The sequence below is a fragment of the Aeromonas sp. s9 genome (assembly GCF_040907765.1).
Taxonomy (GTDB): domain Bacteria; phylum Pseudomonadota; class Gammaproteobacteria; order Enterobacterales; family Aeromonadaceae; genus Aeromonas; species Aeromonas caviae.
This window is the reverse complement of the sequence record NZ_JBFOCK010000008.1, coordinates 11819-36849: the sequence shown is the minus strand read 5'-3', so window position 1 is coordinate 36849 and position 25031 is coordinate 11819. Positions and strand designations below refer to the sequence as shown.

Annotated in this window: 16 protein-coding genes; 10 read left to right on the top strand and 6 right to left on the bottom strand. The window is 56.6% G+C overall.

From position 1 onward, the window contains the following. Positions 1 to 31 precede the first annotated feature (31 nt). A complete protein-coding gene (locus AB5Y54_RS01045; RefSeq protein ID WP_368153121.1) occupies positions 32 to 4921 on the top strand; it encodes a choice-of-anchor K domain-containing protein in 4890 nt (1629 codons plus the stop codon). Between the two features lie 167 nt (positions 4922 to 5088). Here AB5Y54_RS01045 and mdtH read toward each other — a convergent pair whose 3' ends face one another. Then, on the bottom strand, positions 5089 to 6282 hold the full coding sequence (mdtH, locus tag AB5Y54_RS01040) for a multidrug efflux MFS transporter MdtH (RefSeq protein WP_368153120.1): 1194 nt from the start codon (positions 6280 to 6282) through the stop codon (positions 5089 to 5091). A 202-nt stretch (positions 6283 to 6484) separates the two neighbouring features. Here mdtH and AB5Y54_RS01035 point away from each other — a divergent pair, with 202 nt between their 5' ends. Further along, complete coding sequence (locus AB5Y54_RS01035; protein ID WP_029314793.1) at positions 6485 to 7384, top strand: LysR family transcriptional regulator; 900 nt, start codon at positions 6485 to 6487, stop codon at positions 7382 to 7384. Positions 7385 to 7441: 57 nt separating this feature from the next. On the opposite strand, the gene AB5Y54_RS01030 is transcribed toward AB5Y54_RS01035, so the two are convergent. After that, positions 7442 to 9214 carry a M4 family metallopeptidase gene (locus tag AB5Y54_RS01030; RefSeq protein ID WP_113068923.1) on the bottom strand — a complete coding sequence of 591 codons (1773 nt, stop codon included), beginning with the start codon at positions 9212 to 9214 and terminating at the stop codon, positions 7442 to 7444. Between the two features lie 351 nt (positions 9215 to 9565). On the opposite strand from AB5Y54_RS01030, the gene AB5Y54_RS01025 reads away from it, so the two are divergent. The 8 genes from AB5Y54_RS01025 (at position 9566) to putP (ending at position 18462) form a co-directional block, all read left to right on the top strand. Further along, positions 9566 to 10120 (top strand): GNAT family N-acetyltransferase, encoded by a 555-nt coding sequence (locus AB5Y54_RS01025; RefSeq protein ID WP_042016040.1) that lies wholly within the window; start codon positions 9566 to 9568, stop codon positions 10118 to 10120. 37 nt (positions 10121 to 10157) lie between these two features. Then, positions 10158 to 10712 (top strand): GNAT family N-acetyltransferase, encoded by a 555-nt coding sequence (locus AB5Y54_RS01020; protein ID WP_368153119.1) that lies wholly within the window; start codon positions 10158 to 10160, stop codon positions 10710 to 10712. Positions 10713 to 10886: 174 nt separating this feature from the next. Then, complete coding sequence (locus AB5Y54_RS01015) at positions 10887 to 11993, top strand: 1-acyl-sn-glycerol-3-phosphate acyltransferase (RefSeq protein ID WP_010675527.1); 1107 nt, start codon at positions 10887 to 10889, stop codon at positions 11991 to 11993. Positions 11994 to 12303: 310 nt separating this feature from the next. Beyond that, entirely contained in the window at positions 12304 to 12774 is a 471-nt protein-coding gene (locus AB5Y54_RS01010; RefSeq protein WP_368153118.1) for a YhcH/YjgK/YiaL family protein, read from the top strand. A 218-nt stretch (positions 12775 to 12992) separates the two neighbouring features. Then, positions 12993 to 14192: an acetate kinase gene (locus AB5Y54_RS01005; protein WP_010675525.1), complete on the top strand. Its 1200-nt coding sequence runs from the start codon at positions 12993 to 12995 to the stop codon at positions 14190 to 14192. Between the two features lie 133 nt (positions 14193 to 14325). Next, positions 14326 to 15567, top strand: a complete 1242-nt coding sequence (locus AB5Y54_RS01000) for a mechanosensitive ion channel family protein (RefSeq protein WP_010675524.1) — start codon at positions 14326 to 14328, stop codon at positions 15565 to 15567. 185 nt (positions 15568 to 15752) lie between these two features. After that, the gene (locus tag AB5Y54_RS00995; RefSeq protein ID WP_010675523.1) at positions 15753 to 16679 is read left to right on the top strand and encodes a L,D-transpeptidase family protein; all 927 of its coding nucleotides are present in this window, start codon (positions 15753 to 15755) and stop codon (positions 16677 to 16679) included. 274 nt (positions 16680 to 16953) lie between these two features. After that, positions 16954 to 18462, top strand: a complete 1509-nt coding sequence (gene putP, locus AB5Y54_RS00990) for a sodium/proline symporter PutP (protein WP_042879699.1) — start codon at positions 16954 to 16956, stop codon at positions 18460 to 18462. A gap of 71 nt (positions 18463 to 18533) precedes the next feature. Here putP and AB5Y54_RS00985 read toward each other — a convergent pair whose 3' ends face one another. The 4 genes from AB5Y54_RS00985 to AB5Y54_RS00970 form a co-directional block, all read right to left on the bottom strand. Then, the gene (locus tag AB5Y54_RS00985) at positions 18534 to 19139 is read right to left on the bottom strand and encodes an NAD(P)H-dependent oxidoreductase (protein ID WP_323908073.1); all 606 of its coding nucleotides are present in this window, start codon (positions 19137 to 19139) and stop codon (positions 18534 to 18536) included. A gap of 54 nt (positions 19140 to 19193) precedes the next feature. Beyond that, on the bottom strand, positions 19194 to 19625 hold the full coding sequence (locus AB5Y54_RS00980; protein ID WP_041212963.1) for a MerR family transcriptional regulator: 432 nt from the start codon (positions 19623 to 19625) through the stop codon (positions 19194 to 19196). A 590-nt stretch (positions 19626 to 20215) separates the two neighbouring features. Further along, positions 20216 to 22057 (bottom strand): response regulator receiver domain, encoded by a 1842-nt coding sequence (locus tag AB5Y54_RS00975; protein WP_368153117.1) that lies wholly within the window; start codon positions 22055 to 22057, stop codon positions 20216 to 20218. After that, positions 22050 to 25016: an ATP-binding protein gene (locus AB5Y54_RS00970; protein ID WP_323908076.1), complete on the bottom strand. Its 2967-nt coding sequence runs from the start codon at positions 25014 to 25016 to the stop codon at positions 22050 to 22052. The genes AB5Y54_RS00975 and AB5Y54_RS00970 overlap by 8 nt, the downstream gene beginning before the upstream one ends. Positions 25017 to 25031: the final 15 nt, after the last annotated feature.

Sequence of the window (25031 nt, the reverse complement as noted above, 5' to 3'; positions counted from 1 at the left end):
CCCGGGCTTCGAAGGCACAGCCAGCGTCACCGTGAACGAGGGCAGCTACACCGACCTGGCGGGCAACGCGGGCACCGGCGGCAGCGACACAGCCGACACCGACACCCAGGCACCCAATGCCCCGACCGTGGTTATCGTGGATGATGCCAACAATGACCAGAAGCTGACCAAGGCCGAGATTGGCAATGATCAGATCCAGGTACGTGCCGGGATCAATCACGCAGACCTGGTTGCGGGCGGCAAGGTGACGCTGACTATCAACAATGGCGGGGTGAACAGCACTGTCCAGTTGACGCTCAAAGCCGATGGCACCTTGCTGGCAAGCAATGGCAAGAGCTACGGCTATCAGAACGGCACCATCAGCTGGACGGAAACGACCCCGGCCAACGGCAAGTCGTTGACGGTAACGGCGACTCAGACCGACAAGGCGGGCAACGTCTCCCTGCCGGGCAGCGACAACGCGCAGATCCTGAATGAAGCGCCGGAGACGGCGAACAAGCAGGCAAACGGCCAGGAAGATGCAGCCAGCATCGCCATTCCGACCCTCAGTGGCAGCGACATTGATGGCAACGTGGTGAGTTTCACCATCAAGAGCCTGCCCGCCAACGGCATCCTCTATCTGAACGGGGTTGCGGTGACCGTGGATCAGAGCATTGCGGTGGCGGACGCCGGCAAGCTCACCTTCACTCCGAATGCGAACTGGAACGGCAACACCAGCTTCAACTATGCGGCAGTAGACAACGACGGCGCCGTGGATGCGAGTCCCGCAACCGTGACCATCAAGGTGGATGCGGTCAACGATCTGCCGACGCTGTCCATCTCCAACGGGGCTGTCCTCTCAGAAGAGGGGCTTTCCGGTGGTATTAAGGATACTGTGGGCAACAGTGACAGCACTGATAGTGTGGTAGCTAGCGGTAAGATCACTGTGGGGGATGTAGATAGTCAGGACACACTAAACGTTACTCTGAGTGCACCTTCCACCGCTTTGACTTCCGGTGGTGCTGTAATTCAGTGGGCTTGGAATGCAACTACCAAAGTGTTGACCGGTTATACCGGCACTCAGGGCGGAGCGGACTACAAGGCGGTCATTGATGTCAAGTTGACCGCTCCTACCGGTAGCACCAAGGGTGATTGGAGCTATGAGGTGACCCTTAAGGCGCCGCTTGATCATCCGGATAAGGAAAGTGAAGACGCGCTTAGCTTCAAGGTGGGGGTGTCCGTATCGGATGGCAAAACAACCGTTACCGATAGTCTGCCTATCACTGTGGAGGACGATGCCCCCATCGCTGGCGATGCTGCCGCGGTTTCGCTGGTGAAAACCAGTATTCCTGATGTATTGACCGGCAAGTTCAGCATGACTGGTTATAGCGGTGATCGCACCAGCATTGATGGTGGCAAGTTCACCATTACGGCTAAAGGGTTCCTCTCTTCAACGTCTACTGTCTTGACCGGTGCTCTGGTTAATGGCTCGAGTGAAGGCATTGGTGTCAAGAGCTCGACAGCCCCTTACCACAATATTGAGAACGAGGTCGATTTCCGCAAACTGGCCGACGGCTCAGGGGTATCTGAAGAGCTGGTGATCAAACTGGATGCTGGCACTGTGGCTTACGGTGCCAAGATCGAGTTCAGCAAGATGTTCGGTGGTGAGCTGGAGAGCGGCGTGGTCGAGTTCTACCGTGATGGAGTTCTGATCTCAACACTTCCCTTTAGGTCGGATGCGGCGGGGGGAGAGTACAACCAGAACTTCCAAGTGCAGCAGGGTGGTTTTGACACCATGGTGATCAAAGCAACCGATAACGGCAATTCGTTCAACGTCAAGGACAACAGCGACTTTACCGTCAAGTCTATCGAGTTCCTTGGCTCCTCTACTCCGCAGGCAATTGCCTATGGCTCGGGGACAGTGGCACCGCAATGGGGAGCTGATGGTAAAGGGCGTCTGGAGCTGCTTACCGGCACCGTTGAAACGGGTCTGAAAACTGCAGCTGGTCTGGCAATTACCATTACAGCAGAAGGTGCCAACAGCATGGTTGGCAAGGCCAGTGATGGCAGCTTGATCTTCAAGATGCAATTCACGCCTGCAACGGGCAAGTGGGAATTCTTCCAGTATGCAGAGATGCAGCGCCCGGTTGGTGATGGCGACATCGACTTCACCTTCAACGCCTATGATCGGGACGGTGACGGCTCGCAAGGCAGCTTTGCTGTCAACCCGCTGGCGCGCCCTGATGTAACCGGCGTATCGAGTGCCACTGTGGTTGAAGGGGCTACCTTGCAGCATGTTGTGACCTTGAGTGGTGCGACTAATGTAGCGACTGAGTACAGCCTCTCAATCGCGGGCAGTGGTACTCATGCTGCCTCTAACTCTGACTGGGGAACTCTGCAGTTCAGTCACGGTGTTACCTATAACAGCAGCACAGGCAAAATCTCAGTACCAGCCGGTGTGACGAGCTTTACCGTGTCAGTACCGACAGTGAATGACAAGCTGGTAGAACAGACTGAAACCTTGACTCTGACAGTAGGTAGTGCGACCGGAGCCGGAACCATTACTGACAACGATCTCTCTGTGCGACTGGGCAGTGGTCTGGTTGATGAGGATGGTTTGTCTGGCGGAAATGCACACTTGCCTGAGCCTGTGGGGATGCCTGCTAGCGGTCCGCTTTCTGTGACTCAGTCGCTGCAGGTGACGGATGGCAGTGGTGGCAATGTCTCTGGCGTACAACTCAAACTGGTTGGCATCACGGGTCTGAGCGGGGTGACGGGTATTGATGGTCAGCCGGTCAATGTTGTTCAGGATGGCGCCGGGCTCAAAGGATACTTTGGCAACAACCCCGCCAATGTGGCCTTTACCGTGACGGTGGATAACAGTGCCAATCCACCGAGCTACACCTTTACTCTGCTCAAGCCGCTTAGCCACACAGTGGATGGTCAGAGCACAGCGTTGACCAGCCAGGATGAACTGCGCTTTACCGTCAACTATGAGGTAAGCAAATCTGGAGCTGAGACTGCCACTGGCTCGTTTGACTTGGCTGTGCGTGACGATGTGCCGGTTGCAGTGGTCGATGATGCCCGTGTTAGCGTTCTGGTTGATTCGTTTGATGTGAGTGGTATCGAGGCAAACTGGACTGATTGGAGAGGTGGATCCTCTGTGACTAGGGGGGACTCTAATGACAATGATTCTGGGTTGGATCAAATTCGCTGGGGAGGCGGTAACAATCCCTCTGGCTACGGTTTCATGGACAATGATGCCGCGTTGAACGGTGCAATTCCGATCAATGAAGAGATCAAGCTGGGAACATTCACCCACTATAACAATCCGATTTATAACGATGCCATCAGTGCTGCAACAATGGAGGTTACCTTCTCTGTTACAGATGCGCTGGGGCGAGTAACACCTATAAAACTCGTTGTAAATTTCAATCATAACGAGACCCCCAACGATAGATGGGGAAATGGTGATGACATCATCTCTATCGGTAACACGACCGCCACCTTCAACTTTGAAGGTAAGGCTTACACTCTTGAGGTGCTAGGTTTCCGCGATACGAATGGCAACGTGGTTAAGACTATCTATACCAAAGAAAATGCAACGAATAGCTTCGATCTGATCGTCAAGTTGGTTGAAGGGTCTGGTTATCAGCTGCCACAGACCACAGGTAATGTGCTGGCCAACGATCTTGCCGGTGCTGATGGTGGTCTGAGTGTCATTGGCTACGGGGTCGGCAGCAGTTCGACCACCTATACCAATGGTGCGGGTACCCAGGTAGTCGGTTTGTACGGGGTACTGACCATTCTGGCCAACGGTGCCTATACCTATCAGGTCACCAAGAATGGCAGCCAGCTCCCGGCTGATGCACGCGAGGTGTTCAGCTACAGCGTGCGCGATGGTGATGGCGATACCACCAACAGCACCTTGACCATCAGCGTCAATCCGGTGGACAGCAACGGGGTTCCGGTTCATCTGCCGCTGACGGTAGATGGTACTGACCTCAACGACTCTATCGTGGTACGCAATGGCGAGAGAGCAGCTAATCCTGACCGTCTTGATGTTTCCTTCGGCGGTAATCTGCTGGGCGAAGTCACTACCAGTAACGGCGGTACCGACCACATACATGCCGGTACCAGCTACAACAAAGGGAGTGCCGACCAGATCGTCAGCAGCGGTGCAGGCAATGACCATATCGAAACCGGCAGCGGTAATGATGTGATTTATGCAGGCAAAACCGGGGCTGATGGATTCGGTACCGACGATTCGTTGCAACTGACGGTAAATCAGCTCAAGGCTCATCACATCATGACAGGCAGCTTGTCTGGTGCCGATGCCATGCTCGATGGCGACGGTCTGTTGCTGAGTGTTGATGTCAGCAGTAGCAAAGCGGATGTGGTCAATGGTGGCAGCGGCAATGACAAGATCTACGGGCAGTCAGGTTCCGATATCCTGTTTGGCGGTACCGGTGACGACTACATCGATGGCGGCAGTCATAACGATGGGCTGCGCGGCGGTCTGGGGAACGATATCCTGATCGGCGGGCTAGGCAATGATGTAATGCGTGGTGACGGCGGTTCAGATACCTTCGTCTGGAATCAGGGGGATACAGTATCCGGCTCCCTGACCAAGGATTACATCATGGACTTCAACAAGGGGTCAGGCACCATCAACCGTTTGGAAGAAGACAAGCTGGATCTGAGCGATCTGCTGGATCACGATGGTTCTCACAGTACGACTGACCTGAAGAGTCTGCTCTCGGTGTTCCAGGACAATGAAGGGGTGCACCTGCAGGTCAAGGAGAGCAGTGCCGCGCCGGTGACCCAGGAGATAGTGCTGATGAACCACACCTTCGACACCCTGACGGGCGGTTCAGGGACGACTGCCAACCAGGTGATCGATTTCATGTTGCAAAACAACATGTTGGATATCAACAAGTAACAGCCAAGCGGGCTGGGCAAAAGCGGCAGAGCAATCTGCCGCTTTTTTTATGGGGGATTTTTGGGTGGATGGGCGCAGACGAGGGGGAGGGCAATGCAAGAAGAAGATAAAAAAGGGCGCCCTTCAAGAGAAGGGCGCCCGGGGTAGACGGGATGATTGCCAGAGGATCAGGCGTTGACCCCTGCCAGGCGGGAGCCGCGCTGGAAGCAGTTGGCCAGCAGCAGCAAGGTGGTGACACCGACGGTGCCGAGCACCAGCCAGGGCAACCAGGGTTGCCCCTGGGCCATGGCGTAGTCGTGCAGGGCACCGCCCCCCACGTAACCCGTCATGCCCCCGAGCGCCAGCCCCAGTCGGCTGAAGCCCATGTAGCTGCCCCGCGCCCCCGGTTGTGCCAGCTTGGTCATCAGGGTTTCCCGCGCCGGCTCGGCGATGACGATGCCGAGATAGAAGCAGGCGAGCAGCAGGAAGACGGCGGGCAAGGTGGTGGCAAAGGCCACCAGCCCGATCCCCGTGGTCATCAGCAGCACCCCCGCCATCAGGCGGTTCTCCAGCTTGAAGTGGTGCTCGCCGAACCGGGCAAGGGGGTAGAGCAGGGCCAGGGAGATGGCCGTCTCCAGGGTGTACATCCAGCCCACCGCCGTGGTGCTGCCTGCCATCTGTTTGACGAGAATGGGGAAGATCAGCATGACCTGCACCCAGAGCGCGTAGTAGCCGCTTAAGATCAGCACCAGTCGGCAGAAGGCCTTGTCCGCCAGCACCTGGCCGAGGCCGTCCCGGATCGGCGTCGGACGCACCGAAAGCTTGTAGGGGGGCAGGATCAGCAGGTTGCACAGGGCGGCGCAGACGAACAGGCCGGCACCCAGCAGGCAGACATATTCAAAATCGAAGTTGAGCAGCCAGCTGCCGAGCAGGGCTCCCACCACGGCGCCGGCGCTCTCCAGCATCATCAGCAGGGAGATGTAGCGACCCCGCTCCCGTGGCCGGGTGAACTTGATCACCAGGGCGGCGCGGGGGGGATCGAACAGGCAGCCACCCAGCCCCGAGATGATGCAGGAGAGGATCAGTTCCAATCCGCTCTGGGCATAGGCCAGGCTGGCAAACCCCAGCGCCCGCAGCAACATGCCGCAGACGATGAGGGGGCGCGCCCCGAACTTGTCGGCGAGGGAGCCGCCAAAGACCCCCAGCCCTTGCTGGGTAAGCTGACGCAGCCCCAGTGCCAGTCCGACCACACCGGCGGCCCAGCCCAGTTGGTCGACGAAGCGCAGGCTGATCATGGGCATCACCACGAAGAAGCCCAGGATCACCAGCAGGGAATCCAATGCCAAGAACCACCGCCCCAACCGCCTCGCCCGATCCACCATGACCCTGATACCTCTGTTTGCTTCGCTGATATTGTTGTCTTTCTTGCCCGAACGGCGCCGTCACCAAACAGAGCCAAGGAGGATGACAACTCCCTGGCTCGGTGGCGTTCAGCCGATTCATGACGATTGATGCTGCTATTCTGGTGGGGCTCCAGATATAGTGGTAGCCGACAACTGGCTATATTTCATATTGGATTTGGTTATGGCTATGACCCTCGACGATTTGCAACTGCTGCTGGATGTGGCCAACCGTGGCAGCTTCAGCAAGGTGGCCGCCATTCGCGGCTGGTCACAACCCATGGTGAGCCAGCGCATTGCCGTGCTGGAGCAGGAGCTGGGCCAGTCCCTGTTCCGTCGCCATCGTCGGGGGGCCACCCCGACCCCGGCCTGCGAGCAGTTTCTGCCTGCCGCGACTGCGGCCCTGAGCGCACTGGAAGGGGGGCGGCTGGCGATGCAGGGGGCGCCTGCATTGCCGCGGATCCGGCTCTCCTGCCTCCCCTCTCTGACCACGGCGGTGTTCGGCCCCCTGCTGCTGGCCCTGGTGGACGAGACCTTCGAGATCCGCTGCAACACGGATCACTCTGGCATCATCATGCAGGAGTTGCTGACCGGCGAGACCGACGTGGGCTTCATTCTCAAGTGCCCTGCCATCGCGGGCATCCAGCTCGAACTGCTTTACCGTTCCCCCATCATCGCCGTGGCCTGCGCCACCCACCCGCTGGCCGGGCGGCAGGGGCTGACCCTGCAGGACATTGCCAACGAGCGGCTGGCGCCCCAGCAGTGGGGGACGGGCTGCGACGAGCTGATCCTGCAGTTGCGTTTGCTGCGTCAGGTGGCGAGCCCGCTGCACGCCATCCAGCCAGCAAGTGCGGCGCGGGAGCTGGCGCTGGAGCACGGCTTCATCACCCTGATGCCGGCGCTCGCCATCACCCGGGATCTGGAGTTCGGTCGCCTGGTGAAGCTGGACGTGGTGGATCTGCCACCGGATCACTGGGACGTGATGATGGCCTGGCGCAGCGGCAAGCGCCCCAATCCCGCCAAGGAGCGGGTGCTGGAGGCGGCCCGTACCCTGGCCCGGCGCTGGTCGGGCAAGCGGACATAAAAAAGCGCCGGACCAGGCCGGCGCTCTTTGCTTATTCCCCTTGATGCCCGCTCAGACTCAGTAGCTGGCCTTGAGGGTGACGCCGGAGAAGGCGCTGAACCCGCTCAGCTGCACGTGCCAGGTCCCCGCCTTGGGGGCGTTCAGGGTACAGGTTTCGGCATTGCCGCTCTTGTAGGGGCGGCAGTCATAGCTGCTGGCGGTCGGTGCGCTGCCGAACTTCACGTAGAGATCCGCATCTCCGCTGCCGCCGCTGCTGGTCACCACCAGCTGGCTTCTGCCGGCGGGCACCTCGACGGTGAAGTTTAGCTTGCCCCCCTTGGCGGCGGTGAGATTGCTCACCGGTACCCCGTTTTGCAGCACGCTGCCCGGTTGGGGCGTGGTGCCGCCGCAGGTGGCGTTGACCCCGACGGCGGTGAAGGCGGCTGCCACGTCGCTCACGCTGTAACCGAGATCCGTGGCGGCCTTGGTCACCCCGCACGCCCCCTGATCGAAGGTGGTGTTGGGGCCCCAGTAGAGGCGGTTGGCCAGCACGAACACCTCGAACGCCTTGCGGGTTTGCCAGCCGCTGGTGTTGGCCAGCAGGTAGAAGGCGCGGTTGTAGACCCCGGAGCTGTGGTGCACGTCGATGCCGTCATAGTAATCGCTGGCGTGGCCGATGGACTTGCCGTCCCGGGCCGGGTCCTCGAAGTAGCGCAAGGAGCCGTTGCCCTTGAAGATCTGGGCCCCCACCAGCCAGTCGTTGCTGCCCTTCATGTAGTATTCGGCCGCTTCCCCCGCCATGTCGGAGAAGGCCTCGTTGATGCCGCCAGACTGACCGGAGTAGACCAGTCCTGAGTTCTGCTCGGTGAAGCCATGGCTCACCTCGTGGGCTGCCACATCCAGGCTTACCAGTGGATAGAAGGTGGTGGCCCCGTCGCCGAAGGTCATCTGGCTGCCGTCCCAGAAGGCGTTCTCGTAGTTGCGGCTGTAGTGCACCCGCATCTTGAGCTTGAAGCTCAGCGGCGCCGTGTTGTACCAGTTGCGGTACATGTCGAACACCACGTTGCCGAAGTAGTGGGCATCGTTGAGAGGAGAGTAGGCACCGTTGATCTCCTTGACCGTGTTCTCCGGGCAGGTGAACTGGTGGATGGTGCCCCCCGTGGTGCCGTGATTCATGTTGAGGGTGTCCACGTTGGTCCCCGTCATGCGGCAGTTGTCATCCACCTGAAGGGGGCCAAAGTCGGCGCCGTAGAAATACTTGCCGGTCTTGACGTTGCCCCCCGGGCCGGTGGCGTCCTTGTGGTTGATCCCCTCCCAGCGTTTGAGCTCGCTGCCGGTCTGGGCGTCGATCATCACGAAGGGGCGGCTCGGTTCCTTGCTGGCGGCGAGCCAGGAGACCAGATAGACCAGTCTGGCCTGGCCGGTCTCATCCTGCATCACGAACAGCTTGACCTGTTCGTTGCTCCCCTTGGCACCGCTGCGAGCCTGGCGTGCGGCGTCGCTGGCGGAGAGGGCAACGGCCGGGCCCGTCAGGTCGGCATCGATCTTGCGCAGCATGGTGCCGGACACCTGATTGACCTGGCCCCCCAGCGCCTGATCGGCCACCAGAACCTGGCCCCACACCGGAATCCCCTGCCAGGTCTGCTCATAGCGTATCCGCTGCTGGCCATTGGGCAGCGTCACCGCCCGCACCTTGCGAAACTCGCCATCCCCGGCGCCAAGGGCGCCAATCTTGGCGGCGCCGCTCACCGCACCGGTCAGGTCGGAGACCTGGTTCACTTCCACCTGTTCTGCCGCCATGGCGGCGCTTCCCCAGCAGGCCAGCATGACGGCCAAATAGACTTTGTTCATCTCGTCTTTCCTTAGTCGATGAAGATTACACGCCGGGTCCGTTGCCCGGCGCTCTTACACTAGTGGGAAGAGGGAAAATAACGGCCTGTCATTTGTCACAGGGCAGCGAAAACAGGTAGCACGATTCACTTTTACAGCGTCAATCATCCATAAATGCTGGTAATGGCAGCATGTTGAACCGCTGTGAGGGGTGATTGATGACCTGGGGGGCAAGGTGCCCGCATGGGGATCGCCATATGGGGGTTGCCAGCGGGGAAGCCAGTTGAAAAGTCCTTGGCAAACAAGGGATTGATTGACTACATTGGCTCCCATGCCGGCAGATGGCCGGAGCGGAACCGGGGAGGAGTGGCGATGTTTTCATGGCAACTGGATGACGAGCTGGCGCTCCTGTTCCTGCAACCCGACATGGCCAGCGAGCTGTTTCGCCTCTGCCAGCGCAACCGCGACTACCTCTCCCAGTGGCTGCCCTGGGTGCCCCACATCCAGCAGCCCGCCGACAGCGCCACCTTCATTCGCCACGCCATCGAGAAGTTTGCCCGGGGGGAGGGGCTGACCACGGCCATCGAGTATCAGGGGGAGGTGGTCGGCGTCATCGGTTACAACCAGATCGATCAGGATCTCGGCAAGGTGACCATCGGCTACTGGCTGGCGGAGCGCTGGCAGGGACACGGCATCATCACCCGGGCCTGCCAGGCCCTGATCCATCACGCCTTCGAGGAGATGGGGATGGAGAAGGTAGAGATCAGCGCCGCCCTCGAGAACGAGGCGAGCCGAGCCGTGTGCGAGCGGCTGGGAATGACCCAGGAGGGGATGACCCGGCGGGCGGAGCGGCTGGCGGACAGGGTGGTGGATCACGTACACTACGGCCTGCTGCGGGACGAGTGGCTGAGGCTGAGGGATCTCTGATGACCCTTCTGTCCGCTTCCAACCTCCTGAGGGCGAGATGACGACGCTGCCCCACATTGTCACCCCCCGCACCCGGCTGACCGTGCTGACCCCGGAGCGGGCCTGCCTGATGGTGGATTTCTATCTGCGTAATCGCGCCCACCTCTCCCCCTGGGAGCCCAGGCGGGAGGAGAGCTTCTACACCCTCGCCCACTGGCAGACCCGCTTGCGCGACGGTTACGGCTACTATTTCGAGGGCAGTGCCGTGCAACTGGTGGCGCTCGATCCCAGGGGGGTGCGGGTGCTCGCCACCTGCAATTTCACGAACATTGTGATGGGCATGTTCAAGGCGTGCCACCTGGGCTATGCCATCGACAAGGAGCATGAGGGGCAGGGCCTGATGCAGGAGGTGGTGGCCGCCGGCATCGATCACCTGTTCCGGGAGCGGGGCCTGCATCGCATCATGGCCAGCTACATGCCCGCGAACCTGCGAAGCGGCGCGCTCCTCGAACGGCTGGGGTTCGAGCAGGAGGGATACGCTCGGGACTATCTGATGATCAACGGCCGCTGGGAGGACCACGTCCTCACCGCGCTCATCAACCCCGCTGGCTAGCAGAGCCGTTATCGAAAGGGGGGCTGGCAGGTGACCGCCATCGCTTTTTCACTGCAAGATCGCACTATCTGTATGCCTCTCATACCCCTGGGGATAAAAGCGTGTAAAATTGCGCCCTGAATTTTCCCGGCCGGCAGACGCAGGCCGCGACTCCATACATGCAAGGCAGACATTGTGACAGAAGTAGATAGATTCGCGGACATTCGCCCCTATCGCGATGAAGAAGTACCGGCTGCCATCGAGCGGCTGATCCAGGATGACGAGTTTATCGGCGCCATCGCCAAATACCGCTTCGGTTCCCTGATGAGCTGGCTGGGTTGGGCCATTCGCCCGCTGATCCGCCAGTTCCTGCGCCACAAGTGGGCCAAGGTCAGCACCATCCATCAGGTACAGATGGGGGTGACCCGCTACATGACCCGGATGATCGCCACCTCCACCCAGGGAGTGAGCTTCTCCGGGCTCGAACACCTCAAGAAGGAGCAGGGCTACCTGTTCGTCTCCAACCACAGGGACATCGCCATGGATCCGGCGTTCGTCAACTGGGGGCTGCACACCCACGGGTTCGATACCGTGCGCATTGCCATCGGCGACAACCTGCTGCGCAAGCCCTGCGCCACCGAGCTGATGAAGCTCAACAAGAGCTTCATCGTCAAGCGCTCCGCCAAGGGACCGCGGGAGATGATGAAGGCCCTCGGGGAGCTGTCGGCCTACATCGGCCAGTCGGTGCATGAGGGGCACTCCATCTGGATCGCCCAGAAGGAGGGGCGCGCCAAGGACGGGGACGACAAGACGGATCCGGCCATCCTCAAGATGTTCTACGTGGACGGCAAGAAGCAGAAGATCGAGTTCGTCGACTACATGCGCAGCCTCAACATCGTGCCGGTGAGCATCAGCTACGAGCTGGATCCCACCGACAAGGCCAAGGCGCGCGAGCTCTACGAGAAGTCGGTCAACGGCAGCTACGAGAAGGGCGAGTTCGAGGACATCGAGAGTATCGTCGCGGGCATCGTTGGCCAGAAGGGGCGGGTACATGTCTCCTTCGGCGCCCCCATCACTGAGGGCTTCAGCGATCCGGACGAGCTGGCGGCGCTCATCGACAAGGCGATCTGGAGCAGCTATCGCCTCTTCCCGGGCAACTACCTCGCGGCGGATGTGCCCGGCAAGGCCAGCACCATAGAGCAGAGTGCCTTCCTGACTCGCCAGTCCGAGGTGCCACAAGAGCACAAGGCCATCTGGCGCGCCATGTACGCCAAGCCGGTGGAAAACGCCGGAAAGGTTTGAATGGCACCGCTTTTGAGCGGGTGATGGAAAAAAAACGGGAGCAGATGCTCCCGTTTTTGCGTCTGGTCAAAGTCGGGGGAGATTGGGTAGTGAATAATATTGTTTCAACTGGTACGATCATCGGGTGAATGGGCGAGTATCTCTTGGCAGGGGCGGACGAGTATGCAACAGTGACTCGGCGCCATCGGCTAGGAAGCGACAGCGCCCCCGTCTGCACGGATGGCAGACGAGACGATAAAAGGACCTTCAATGGTCCTTTTTCATTGGTGCACAAAGATAGACCACAGATATACCTAAGGATGCGAACCTCATGATCACCGGCAGTCTGGATACCTTGCAACGCACCCCCTTGCCCGCCCCCCTGAACCGTATCGTGGCCGAGGTGGTGCAAAGCGTCGAACGCTGGCTGCACGCCCCCCTCGGCAAGCAGGAGGTCGACGGCCTCACGCTGTTCTGCCTGGTTAGCGAGGATCTGACAGAGCCGGTGGCGGATCGCCGGGGCGAGTTTCATGAGCAGTATCTGGACATCCAGCTGCTGCTGCGCGGCGAGGAGTGGATCGGCGTGGGCCCTCACGCCTACAACCGGGACGGTGCCGATCATCCTCACCCCGATCTCTGGTTCGTCGATGACGAGCAGACCAGTTATCTGGCGTTGCAGCCCGGCGACTTCGCCATCTTCTGGCCGGGAGAACTGCATCGCCCCCTCTGTACCCTGACGACCCCAGGTCCGGTCAAGAAGCTGGTCGTCAAGGTTCACCAGTCGCTGCTGACCGGCGCCTGAGTGGCATTCGGGGCCTGGAGTCACGAGTGATTGGGCCAACAGAGGCCCGTTGCGAATCGCTGATTCGACGCGCGCGCCAGACGAACGGTCTGCGCCCAACGATTTGAAAAATTGGACGCACCCTCCTGCGACCATAAGCCCCCGGCAGGGGAATCCCATCCATCGCTGGATGACACGACACTGTCGGCGTAAAGCCGAAGCACAGGAAGATGTAGAACATGAGCAAGTTGGTATTGATCCTTAACTGCGGTAGCTCTTCCCTGAAATTTGCCGTAATGGACGCTGAAACGGGCGAGGACATGCTGTCCGGCCTGGCCGAATGCTTCAATCTGGATGACGCACGTATCAAATGGAAACTCCACGGGGTCAAGGGCGACGCCATGCTGGGCGCCGGTGCCGCGCACCAGGAAGCCCTCGACCACATCGTGGGCCACATCCTGCCCCAGGATCCCGCCCTGGCCGATCAGCTGGTCGCCATCGGCCATCGCATCGTGCACGGCGGCGAGCAGTTCTCCCGTTCCGTTCGCATCGATGACGGCGTGATTGCCGGCATCGAAGCCGCCATTCCGTTCGCCCCCCTGCACAACCCGGCGCACCTCATCGGCATCCGTGCCGCCCTCAAGGTGTTCCCGGCCCTGGCCGACAAGAACGTGGCCGTGTTCGACACCGCCTTCCACCAGACCCTGCCAGAGGAAGCCTACCTCTACGCGCTGCCCTACAAGCTCTATCGCGAGAATGGCATCCGTCGTTACGGCGCCCACGGCACCTCCCACCGCTTCATCGCCGAAGAGACCGCCAAGGCGCTGGGCAAACCGCTCCATGAGCTCAACATCATCAACTGCCACCTGGGCAACGGTGCCTCCGTCTGCGCCATCAAGAACGGCGAGTCCGTCGACACCTCCATGGGGCTGACCCCGCTGGAAGGGCTGGCGATGGGCACCCGCTCCGGTGACATCGACCCTGCCATCGTCTTCTTCATGCACGACAACCTGGGTTACAGCGTGGACAAGATCAACCAGGTGCTGACCCGCGAATCCGGCCTGCTGGGCATGACCGAGGAGAGCAGCGACTGCCGCTACGTCACCGGCAACTACGCCACCGACGCCGGTGCCAAGCGCGCGCTGGATGTCTTCACCTATCGTGTTGCCAAGTACGTCGGTGCCTATGCTGCCGCCATGGATGGTCGCCTTGACGCCCTGGTGTTCACCGGCGGCATCGGCGAGAACGCCGCCATGGTGCGCGAGATGGTGCTGGCCCGACTGGCCCTGCTCGGCTTCAAGATCGACAAGGAGGCGAACAACGCCGCCGTGCTGGGCGGTGAAGGCCCCATCACCGTCGAAGGCAGCCGTCTGGCCCTGGTGATGCCCACCAACGAAGAGCTGGTGATCGCCCGTGATGCCCTGAGCCTGGTCGGCTAAGGCACCCTCTGGTGACGACAACGCCCGGCCCCTGCCGGGCGTTGTCGTTTGTGGCGGCCGTGACGCCGGCTGTCATTTGACATGGGGGACCAGATGCGTACCCTGACCGCTGTGTGATATTGCGGAGGTAACGATGAAAGAGATGTTTTTCAACTGGTTGTCAGGCCTGGGGGTCGATGTAACCCCCATGATGGCCCTGGTGATTGCCCTGGGGTTCATCGTGCTGACCGCCATGGTGCTGCACCTGGTGCTGCACCGCATCCTGCTGGTGCGCCTGGTGGGGCTGCTTGGCAAGACCAAGCAGATGTGGCTGCCGCCCCAGTTGCAGCAACGCCTCTTCTACCGGCTCGCCTTCGTGTTCCAGGGAGCCGTGCTGCTCGGTCAGGCGGAGATCTGGCTGCCCAAAGCGTCCGAGAGCCTGGCGCTTATCGAGTTGCTGGCCCAGCTCTGGATCCTGCTGTTCCTGCTGCTGGCCCTGTTCGCCCTGCTCGACTGCCTGCTCTCCCTGAGCCGTCATACCCGGCTTGGGCGGGATCTGCCCCTGCGCGGCATCTTCCAGGGGGTGAAACTGGTGGCCAGCATCCTGGTGGGCATCCTGATGATCGCCCTGCTGCTCGGCAAGTCGCCCCTCTTCCTGTTCAGCGGCCTGGGGGCCATGACCGCGGTCCTGATGCTGGTGTTCAAGGACCCCATCCTCGGCCTGGTGGCGGGCATCCAGCTCTCCGCCAACCGCATGCTGAGCGTCGGTGACTGGTTGCAGATGGACAAGTACGGGGCGGACGGCGAGGTGACCGACATCGGCCTCACCACGGTCAAGGTGTCGAACTGGGACAAGACCATCACCACCATCCCCACCTATGCCCTCATCTCCGACTCCTTCAAGAACTGGCAGGGGATGACCGAATCCGGCGGGCGCCGCATCAAGCGCAGCGTCAACATCGACATGACCAGCGTGCGCTTCCTCACCTCGCAGGAGCAGTTGCAGCTCAAGCAGGCCAGGTTGCTGGCGCCCTACCTCAGCCGCAAGGAGCAGGAGCTGAGCAGCTACAACCAGCAGCTCAGCGATGCCATCAGCTGCCCCATCAACGGTCGCCACCTCACCAACCTCGGCACCCTGCGCGCCTATCTGGACGCCTACCTGCGGGCTCATGCGGGCATTCGCAAGGACATGACCCTGATGGTGCGCCAGTTGGCACCGACCACGGACGGCCTGCCGCTGGAGATCTACTGCTTCACGGCGACCACCGCCTGGGCCGAGTATGAAGGGATACAGGCTGATATTTTCGACCACATATTTGCGATAATTGAGCAATTCCATCTGCGTTTGCATCAGTCGCCAACCGGTTATGACATGCACAGTTGGAAAAACGGCTGATCCCGCTTATGACAAGGTGCCGCGGCGCGGCGCGGCACCGTATTTAATCACCGACCCGTCAGCACGTGGCGGTTGAAATTTGCATGGCAGAGGAGAAAAATGGCGGCCTTCTCTTCGCCCCGGGCGCGCCCGTCGCCTCCGCGCTGGCCAGAGTGCTGAACCACCCCCTTTATCACAGGAAAGTTATGAAGCTCCTCCACAACACGGCGGCCGCACTGTGCTGCTCCCTGATCCTGGCCGCCATGCCCGCCCTCGCCATCGAATATGCCCTGCCCGCAGCCAACAGCCGCCTGGTGGGGGAGAACCTGGACTACGTGGTGTCCCCGGAAGAGGCGGGCCAACCCCTGGAAGCGGCAGCGGCCAGATTCCAGCTCGGCTTGACCAACATGCTGGAAGCCAACCCCAAGGCGGACCCCCTGCTGCTGCAGGCGGGCGAGAAGCTGGTCGTGCCGCATCAGTTGATCCTGCCGGATGCCCCCCGTGAAGGCATCGTGCTGAACGTGGCCGAGATGCGCCTCTACTACTACCCCAAAGGCAAGAAGGTGGTGGAAGTGCTGCCGATTGGCATCGGCCAGCTCGGCACCGACACCCCGGAAGACTGGGTGACCAGCGTGCAGCGCAAAAAGGCGGGCCCGACCTGGACCCCGACCGCGAAGATGCACGCCGAGTACGCCGCCCGTGGCGAGACCCTGCCTGCGGTCTGGCCGGCCGGTCCGGACAACCCCATGGGGCTGTTCGCGCTCTACATCGGCAAGATGTACGCCATCCACGGCACCAATGCCCAGTTCGGCATCGGCCTGCGGGTGAGCCATGGCTGCGTGCGTCTGCGCAACGACGACATCGAGTACCTGTTCAAGCAGGTCCCGGTCGGTACCCGCGTCCAGTTCGTGAACCAGCCCATCAAGGCCTCTGTCGAGCCGGATGGCCGCCGCTACCTGGAAGTGCACCAGCCCCTCTCCCGCAACCAGGAGGAGTTCAACTCCAGCCTGCCGGCCCCGCTGCCCATGTCCACCGCCGTGACCCGCTTCATCGCCCACGCGGACAGCGACTCCCAGCTGGTCAAGCAGGCCCTGGAGCAGCGCAGCGGCATGCCCATCGCCATCAACCGCTGAACCCGCCTGTCGGTATTCCGAGCCCCGGCCACTGTCGGGGCTTTTTTATGGCGCGGAGGAGGGGATCATCAGGGTAAACCCTTGGCAGATCGGGATAAAATCCGGCCTTATTGCAATTGAGTGGTTGCTTGGTTAGGTGTTAAACGTTTTTCATGTGTTTTTTATTTGTTAAAAGTGGTTGTAGTCCGGCGATCTGCTGATTACTCTAGGCCGGTTTTTTTAAGGAAGAGTCCGTCGCAAGAACGGGCACAGACGTCACATAACGGAGTTTTGAATGACAGCTAGCACCCCCATGCTCATCACCTTTCTGGTGTACATCCTCGGGATGGTGTTGATCGGCTTTATCGCCTATCGCGCCACCCAGAACTTTGACGACTACATTCTCGGCGGCCGCCGCATGGGGAGCTGGGTGACCGCCCTCTCCGCCGGCGCCTCCGACATGAGTGGCTGGCTCCTGATGGGCCTGCCCGGCGCCGTCTTCATCGGCGGCATCTCCGAGAGCTGGATCGCCATCGGCCTCGTCATCGGCGCCTACTTCAACTGGCGCTGGGTGGCCGGTCGGCTGCGGGTTCACACCGAGAAGAACCGCAATGCCCTGACCCTGCCGGACTACTTCACCTACCGCTTCGAAGACAAGAGCCGGGTGCTGCGCATCCTCTCCGCCCTGGTGATCCTGCTGTTCTTCACCATCTACTGCGCCTCCGGCGTGGTGGCCGGTGCCCGCCTGTTCGAGAGCACCTTCGGCATGAGCTATGACACCGCCCTCTGGGTCGGCGCCGCAGCCACCATCACCTACACCTTCTTCGGCGGCTTCCTCGCGGTGAGCTGGACCGATACCGTGCAGGCCACCCTGATGATCTTCGCCCTCATCCTCACCCCGGTGTTCGTCATCATCGCCGTGGGCGGCATCGACACCGCCATGGTGCAGGTGGCGGCGCAGAACGCCAGCAACCTCGACATGTTCAAGAACCTGGACTTCATCGCCATCATCTCCCTGATGGCCTGGGGCCTGGGCTACTTCGGCCAGCCCCACATCCTGGCGCGCTTCATGGCGGCGGATTCCCACCACTCCATGGCCAGCGCCCGTCGCATCAGCATGACCTGGATGGTGCTCTGCCTGGGCGGCGCCGTGGCCATCGGTTTCTTCGGCCTCTCCTACTTCTCCACCTTCACCGAGCAGGCGGGCGGCGTGACCACCAACCCGGAGCGCGTCTTCATCGAGCTCTCCAAGATCCTGTTCAACCCCTGGATTGCCGGCGTGCTGCTCTCCGCCATCCTGGCGGCGGTGATGAGTACCCTCAGTTGCCAGCTGCTGGTCTGCTCCAGCGCCATCACCGAGGATCTCTACAAGCCCTTCCTGCGCAAGAACGCCTCCCAGAAAGAGCTGGTGTGGGTCGGCCGCGCCATGGTGCTGCTCATATCCCTCATCGCCATCGCCGTGGCGGTGAACCCGGAGAACCGGGTGCTGGGGCTGGTAAGCTACGCCTGGGCCGGCTTCGGTGCCGCCTTCGGTCCCGTGGTGCTGCTCTCCGTGCTCTGGTCCCGCATGACCCGCAACGGCGCCCTGGCGGGCATGCTGACCGGTGCCCTGACCGTCATCATCTGGAAGCAGTTCGGCTGGCTGGGTCTGTACGAAATCATCCCGGGCTTCCTGTTTGCTACCCTGGCTATCGTGCTGTTCAGCCTGTTGGACAAGGCCCCCTCCAAGGCCATGCAGGATCGCTTCGCAGAAGCCGAGCAGGAGTTCCAGAGCCCCATGGCAGACGCCATCGCGGCAAAATAACCCCCGCCTCGACGACAAAAGCCCCGCAATTGCGGGGCTTTTTAATGGGCAAAACATGCCCATGGCAGGGATTAGGCGGGGCGCCTGCCCAGCCGCTGCACATCCTGGCGGGCGGCGGCCCCGGCTTGGCTGATCCAGCGCTGGCGGGCCCCCTCATCCGAGGTGTGGACGGGCCCCAGATGCTGGCGGTGGGTCAGCCGGATGCCGCACAGCCCCAGCACCGGCTTGTCCAGGGTACGCTCCAGAGGGGCACCCTGCCACCAGCGGTAATACCAGGGGGGGCTGTCCATGGTGAGCAGCAGGCGCGCCGTCTTGCCGGCGAGCAATTGCTCCGGGTGCGCCTTCCCCGGCTGGTAGCGAAAGGCGAAACCCGGCAGCAGGGTGCGATCCAGCAGCCCCTTGAGCCGGGCTGGCAGGTGGCCCCACCAGACGGGGGCGACGATCACCAGATGGTGGGCTTGCGTCAGGCTCTGCTGCACCGCCTGCAGATCCGGTTCGAGGGGCTGCACCTCGTCATAGCCATGGTGAAGATCCGGCGCGAAGGCGAGCTCCCCCACGTGATGCAGGGTGACGCGCGCGCCCCCTTGCTCGGCGCTGCGGGCATACTCTCGGGCGAGGGCGTGGCAGAGGCTGTCGGGTTTGGGGTTGCCGTTGAGAACAAGCAGGTTGGGGGTCATGGTATGGCTCCTTGAAGTGAGCCCCCATTACACCCCTTGTCCCATGGGACAGAGTCAAGCCACCTTTTGCCCCCGATCCGCGGCGGCGGGATGATCCCGCCCGTCGGGGGATTGCCGCGCCGGGGCGCCATAGCGGCAGGGGTGCTGCGCCAGCAGCGTGGCGCACTGGCTCAAGCCCTGATGCTGGCGTTGCAGCCGGGCGACCTCCGCCTCGATCTGCGCCAGCTTGTCCGCGATAAGCTGCTCCACCTTCTGCCAGGGGAAGTGATCGAGGCTGGTGACGCCCGCGAGCAGGGGAACCAGCTCCCCGAGCTTGCAGCCAAGCCGCTGGGCCTCGCGGATAAAGCCGACCCACTCCAGATCCTCGGCCCGGTAGACGCGATACTTGCCGCGCCGCCTGGGCTCGGGCAGCAGCCCGAGCTGCTCGTAGAGGCGGACCGCCTTTGGGGTGGTGCCCGCCAGCCGGGCAAATTCGCCGATATACATATTGCTGCTCGCAAAGGTTGTTCGAGTAGGGGCTCACTATAGGCCAGTGGCAGGGGGGAGAGAATCCCCATGGGGGCGCCGCTGGCGCAGTGCATTGCACAACAGCGCTCTGGATGTGGCTTTGCCCCATAGAATGCGAGGGTCTTGCCCTTGACGGGGTTTCGCCCGCCCTTCGGGCCGGGGCGAGCAATGGCCGCGCTGGCCCCTGATGGGACCATAACGGGTGTACATAAATAGGTGATCGCCACTATAGGCAAATATGGGGCATCATCGGAAAACCCATAACTTGAGCTTATGGTGGCTCTGGAACGCCACACACGGCACTTTGGCCTTCGCCTTCCATGGTTTCGGCAAAAGCCCGTTCTTCAAATATCCCTGTTCTCGCGCCATATCGGGGTCAAGCAGTGATCACCCTGATCTGCTCTGGCTCATCTGCCGCCTGCGGCTGCGCCGTCGTCCATGACTGCGTAAACTCAGCTCAGCGGATTGCTGAGAGGAACAAGGTTGAGCCAAAGGGGGTTATGACCATTTTTTAGTCTTTTGGCACCCGACCTAATAGAGCTCAAAAATTTTTATCTAGAAAAACTCACTCAGGACACATATTCAAGCCCTATTCGAGATGCACTAATCCCTACTCGTTGTATATAGTTTAGCGCATATGCGTATCGCAGCTTACATACGACAGTAGCCTCTTTATTAACAAGGTTAATTTCGTTATCATTCAGAACCAGTTGCTTAATATGCAACTTTTTCCTTATGATCATTCCACCATTCTCTGCCACGAAATTCTGCCAATGGACCTTTAAATTATGCGGTTTACTTTCCTCACCAATTGACTTAATCCCCAAGGCAACAATTTTTCCATTATCCTCAATAAAACAATACCCACCACCATTTATGTGGAGGGAGTCTAAGTTATCCGGATTCTCTGCAGTCAAAGGAAACGCAGTAAAAGGTCTCAAACTGTTACTTTTTCCTCCAAAAGCAATTGTGTTTTGCCCTGGTTGGAGGTCACATGCAGGTGTGGCACAAACCCACCATTGGTTGTCTATTTTAAATATGTGCCCACTATCTAGCTGCTCAGGCCCTTCTTTTTCAGGTAATGTAGAAACATAGCTATTATATTGCGAAATTGCTTTTTTTGAATCATTTTGAGTGGATAGATCTACATTATAAAATGACAAGAAACCGTAACCATTCTCAATATCTATTTCAACAATTTTCCTTCCAAATTCAACTACATTATCTTCAATCAGAAATGACAAGCCTTCAGATTGTCTAGAAACATGCTCTCTCAGCCTTAGGTCTTGTAATATCTTATTTTGTTCAGGAGATAGATCTTGCCGCTCGGGTTCGCTAATTTTTTTATAGAACATAGAAAACAAATGATGTTTTAGTAAAAAATTATCCTCAGCCTCGACACCAATACGATTAAGTTCATGTCTGAACTTTGCGGCTAACAACCTAGAAGGAGTTGGCCTCCAATCAATAAGTGCTTTTTCGAGTTCTTTGAGAAGGTCATCAGGTCCTTTGCTAATAAAACATACAAAACCTTTCCCGGTACGGATCCATTTATGATCTTCAGATATCTTCCAAATCATTCCGCTAAAATCATAGCTGGAAAATTCAGGCATTATAGATTTTTCAAATTCGATAATAGACCAATATAAAAAAACACGCATCTCTTTACCAGAGAGCTTTAAGGATGTAGCTAAGTCATGAAGAGATTTTAATTTTTGTTCTCCGCTCATGTAATCTCGAATGGCTTGAGATAAGCCAAGAGATCTAACATGCAAATATTGTTTTTTAGAAAAAATCTCTCTAAATGTTGAACGAGTAAATTTCTCATCGTCTTCCATTTCAGTTATTTTTTCATCTAAAGTGGTAATATCAGCTAATTCTTTTTCACCGAATTTAGATGTGCAACTTGATAAAAGTGAGATGAGGCTATCCTCAGCGACCTCTTGAAGGTTGTGTTCGCCTGTGTGAACAATAATCAAGTTAAAATGCTGGTTAGAAAGAACAGAACTAATTATCTCACGTGCTTTTTTTCCTTGAAGTCCAGTATTTGAACCTTCTAGATTATAATCTAGTACCAGTAAATCTGATTGATGTAGATGATTTGCCAATTCAGAAACTGCTTCATCCTGAATGCCAAGCTTAGCGGAATAACTAGGCGCTAATGCATCATGTATATCAATAACAAATCCAGGATTTCGCTCTCGGAATCCTTTGATAACTTGTAAAGGTGCTAATGCATTTTCTCTCCAAGGCTTAGTGTTAGAGCGAACATCAAGTTGATTATCTTTAATATTTCCTTTCAAATTTGAATTTAGAATTTCTTCCCAAGTAGGATACTCATCATCAACAATCAACACCGACCGGAGAGGTTTTATAAATGCCTCTTTGATTAAATCCTCAAAATTATTCAAATGAAACCCCCTTTAGTTCGATGATGAAATTTGCACCACTCAATATATTGAATTTAGACTCATTGGAATAATAAATTGTGTGTCCACTAGCCATCAAATTAACTCGGCATAGATACAAACCAATGCCTCTGCCTCCCGTCGATTTTCTAGTAAAGAACATCTTAAATAGATTTTCTTGATCAACTTCATCTATTCCAGGCCCGTTGTCAGAAATAACAACTTTACCTTCACATATAGAAAAAACAATTTTAGGATCTTTAGTATCAGAGTTAACCAGCCAATAAACACTATTATTAACTAAGTTTACGAATACCGGGAGTAAACGTGAAGGTAAATCATCTACTACGAGACTAAGAAAATCGCTCGAAGCGTCAATATTGATGTTTCTAGACTGAATCACTACATTAAAGAAATTTTGCAGATAAATCAGTATTTCTTTACCTGTGATAAGCCGTCTAGTTCGTGAGCCTGAAATTTTTAACGGAGATAAAAATTCGAGTTGGTTGCTTAAGGCTTCAAATCCTTCAATCACTAAGCTGGATCCAGGTACATTACCACTACTCTTTATTTGTCGAATTCCTTCTCGGATCATTCTCTCATTGCTGTTTAGCTCATGACCAAGAATTTCTACGGTAATTCCTAACTGAGCAAGCTGATTAAGTCGATTTATCTCATCCCTTAAAGTAATATTTTCTGAAATACCTTGTCTTGCAATCAGTTCAATATTAATGCTTTCACTCATTAACTCAAGTGACTCTAAATAAGGCTGGAAAGTATCTTCATTCTCTGTATCTAGGATTGAATGAATTCTTTCCATCTCTCTAAGCGCAATTTCCAAATTAATTTGACCTGATTTGACCTGTTCAACCAAAGGTAAAGCAAGGGCATGAAATTGCTTGTTGCGCTCATCAAACAATGTATCTACACGCCTAATTTCAGCCTCTTGAATGATACTGATTGCTTTTTTCCAGTTGCGAAGTCGAGCATGTATTCTGCTCGCCAAACTTTGTAATTGTTTCTGAGCAAGAGCTTCTGGTCTTGATGGCTTTATTCGTTCAATTGCCTCAGAACGTACCGTTTCAATAATTCGGATACGTTCTTGTACAGTAGAATACAAACGGCGAAAAACTCTGTAGTCATCTTCTGATGATCCTAATCTGGCTGGCGCTCCTGTTATTCTTAATTCACTTAGTTTAACATTTAGGTCATTGATTAACTCTTGTGCATAGTTTAAATCTTCTTCATTGTCCACTTTAAATTCAAAGTTAATTGAACTTGTATCTTCATATAACATAGATAATATCGGAAGGTTCTTTTTTAACCTGCTTCTAAATGCTTTTGCATTTCTCTTTGCTAACTCTTTTCGCTGCTGTTCAGCTTTCTCTTGTTCATTTTTTTCTTGAATGCTTGGTAATAGCTCATGCCTAAGTTCGGAGGCGGATCCGAAGTACTCGTAAGCCGCACTTCTCAGTATATGTACAACTAATGTTCGCAGCGCTTTTGCGCTTGTATTATCTATGAACCCTTCTCGACCTGCTTTATCACGAAGGTTGGGGTTTTTTTCTCTAGAAATAGAAACTCGTCCAAACATCCTTCGAGCATTCCAAAATTCCCTACCCGCAGAAATACTTCGACGAGTTTCGATTTGGAAGAAATCGTTATCAATTCTTCCATAAGGTAAAACACGCAAGCCGTTACGAAAGACTAAAAATCCACTGTGTTCATTAGCCAGCGCTACAAACTTGCTATGTTTTTCATCTGATAATGTAGAGTTCTTGCGTACTAGCTCAAAAGTAGCTACATGCAGTCCAAATTGGCCAATATAAGTCGTTGGGCCTTTCGGAATCTTAAAATCTTTAGGTGGATAAATAACATATTCGCTTCCAAGTTTACGCCACTCACCAAAAGCTTTTATCTGCCCACGAAATACACCATTTTCATCAATATTTCCACTTAGGACATGCTCCATTTCTTCAGTAATAGAACGATTTATCAGATTTCGTTCATCTTCAATTATTGGATTAGGAGCAGCACTCCAAACTGTTACTCCATAGGTAAATTCTGGATCAAATGCATTTTCTTCGTTAGCCTTTTTATCGACAAAGGGGTCTGTAAAAGCTGAAAGTGTGGCGAAAAATTGTTTTCTTACCTCTTCATTGGCAGGGCTTGGTACGGCGCTATTTAACTGTGCCTTTAAATCATCATTAATTTCTGACACTAATAAAGCAGTGCCTTTTTCACTTTTATTGTTCCAAACAGACCATGGTTCAAAGTGCTTTTCATCAAAATGGGCATTTATTATTGTGTTTGCGATCGCATCAGATGGTTTCTGTGATGTAGGTATATTCTCTAGAGTAACTCTATCAAAAGTGTCCCATGCTAGCTTTAGTCGTTTTGTACGTTCAGGGCTTTGAGCTGTACCCCATATATTATCAGTCAAGCGCTCAAACATGCCTGGGAGTAACTCAAAAAGTAAACTTGGCGATGCAAAGCGGGTTATTGGGATTTCAATGTCTGATAATAGAAGGTATGGATTCTCAAAAATTCTCCAATCAATAAGTGCTGCAACAAAATCTAGTTTTTTTCTTTTACTGACAATGAGTAGTAATGGGCCAAGGTTAGCAGAAGAAAGACGCCCAATTCCTTTTTGCCCTTGTTTTGTTCTCTTTTGTAGGCCATCCCGATCTTCCACATCATCTTTTTTAGTGTGGTACTTAGATTCGGTTCCAACGACCAGCCATCGATCAATGAACTCCTCATAACTCATACCATGGCCATCGTCGAAAAGTGCTGCAATAGGAGTCACATCATCAAATATATGCAGCGAAACATTTCTGGCATATGCATCGTAAGAGTTTTTCCATAGCTCAGATATTGCTGTTGGGCAATCTGCGATTTGCTCTCGCCCTAAATGATCAACGGTTCTTGCTTGAGTACGAAATGAGTGAGTCTCAATCATACGCTTCTACACTCC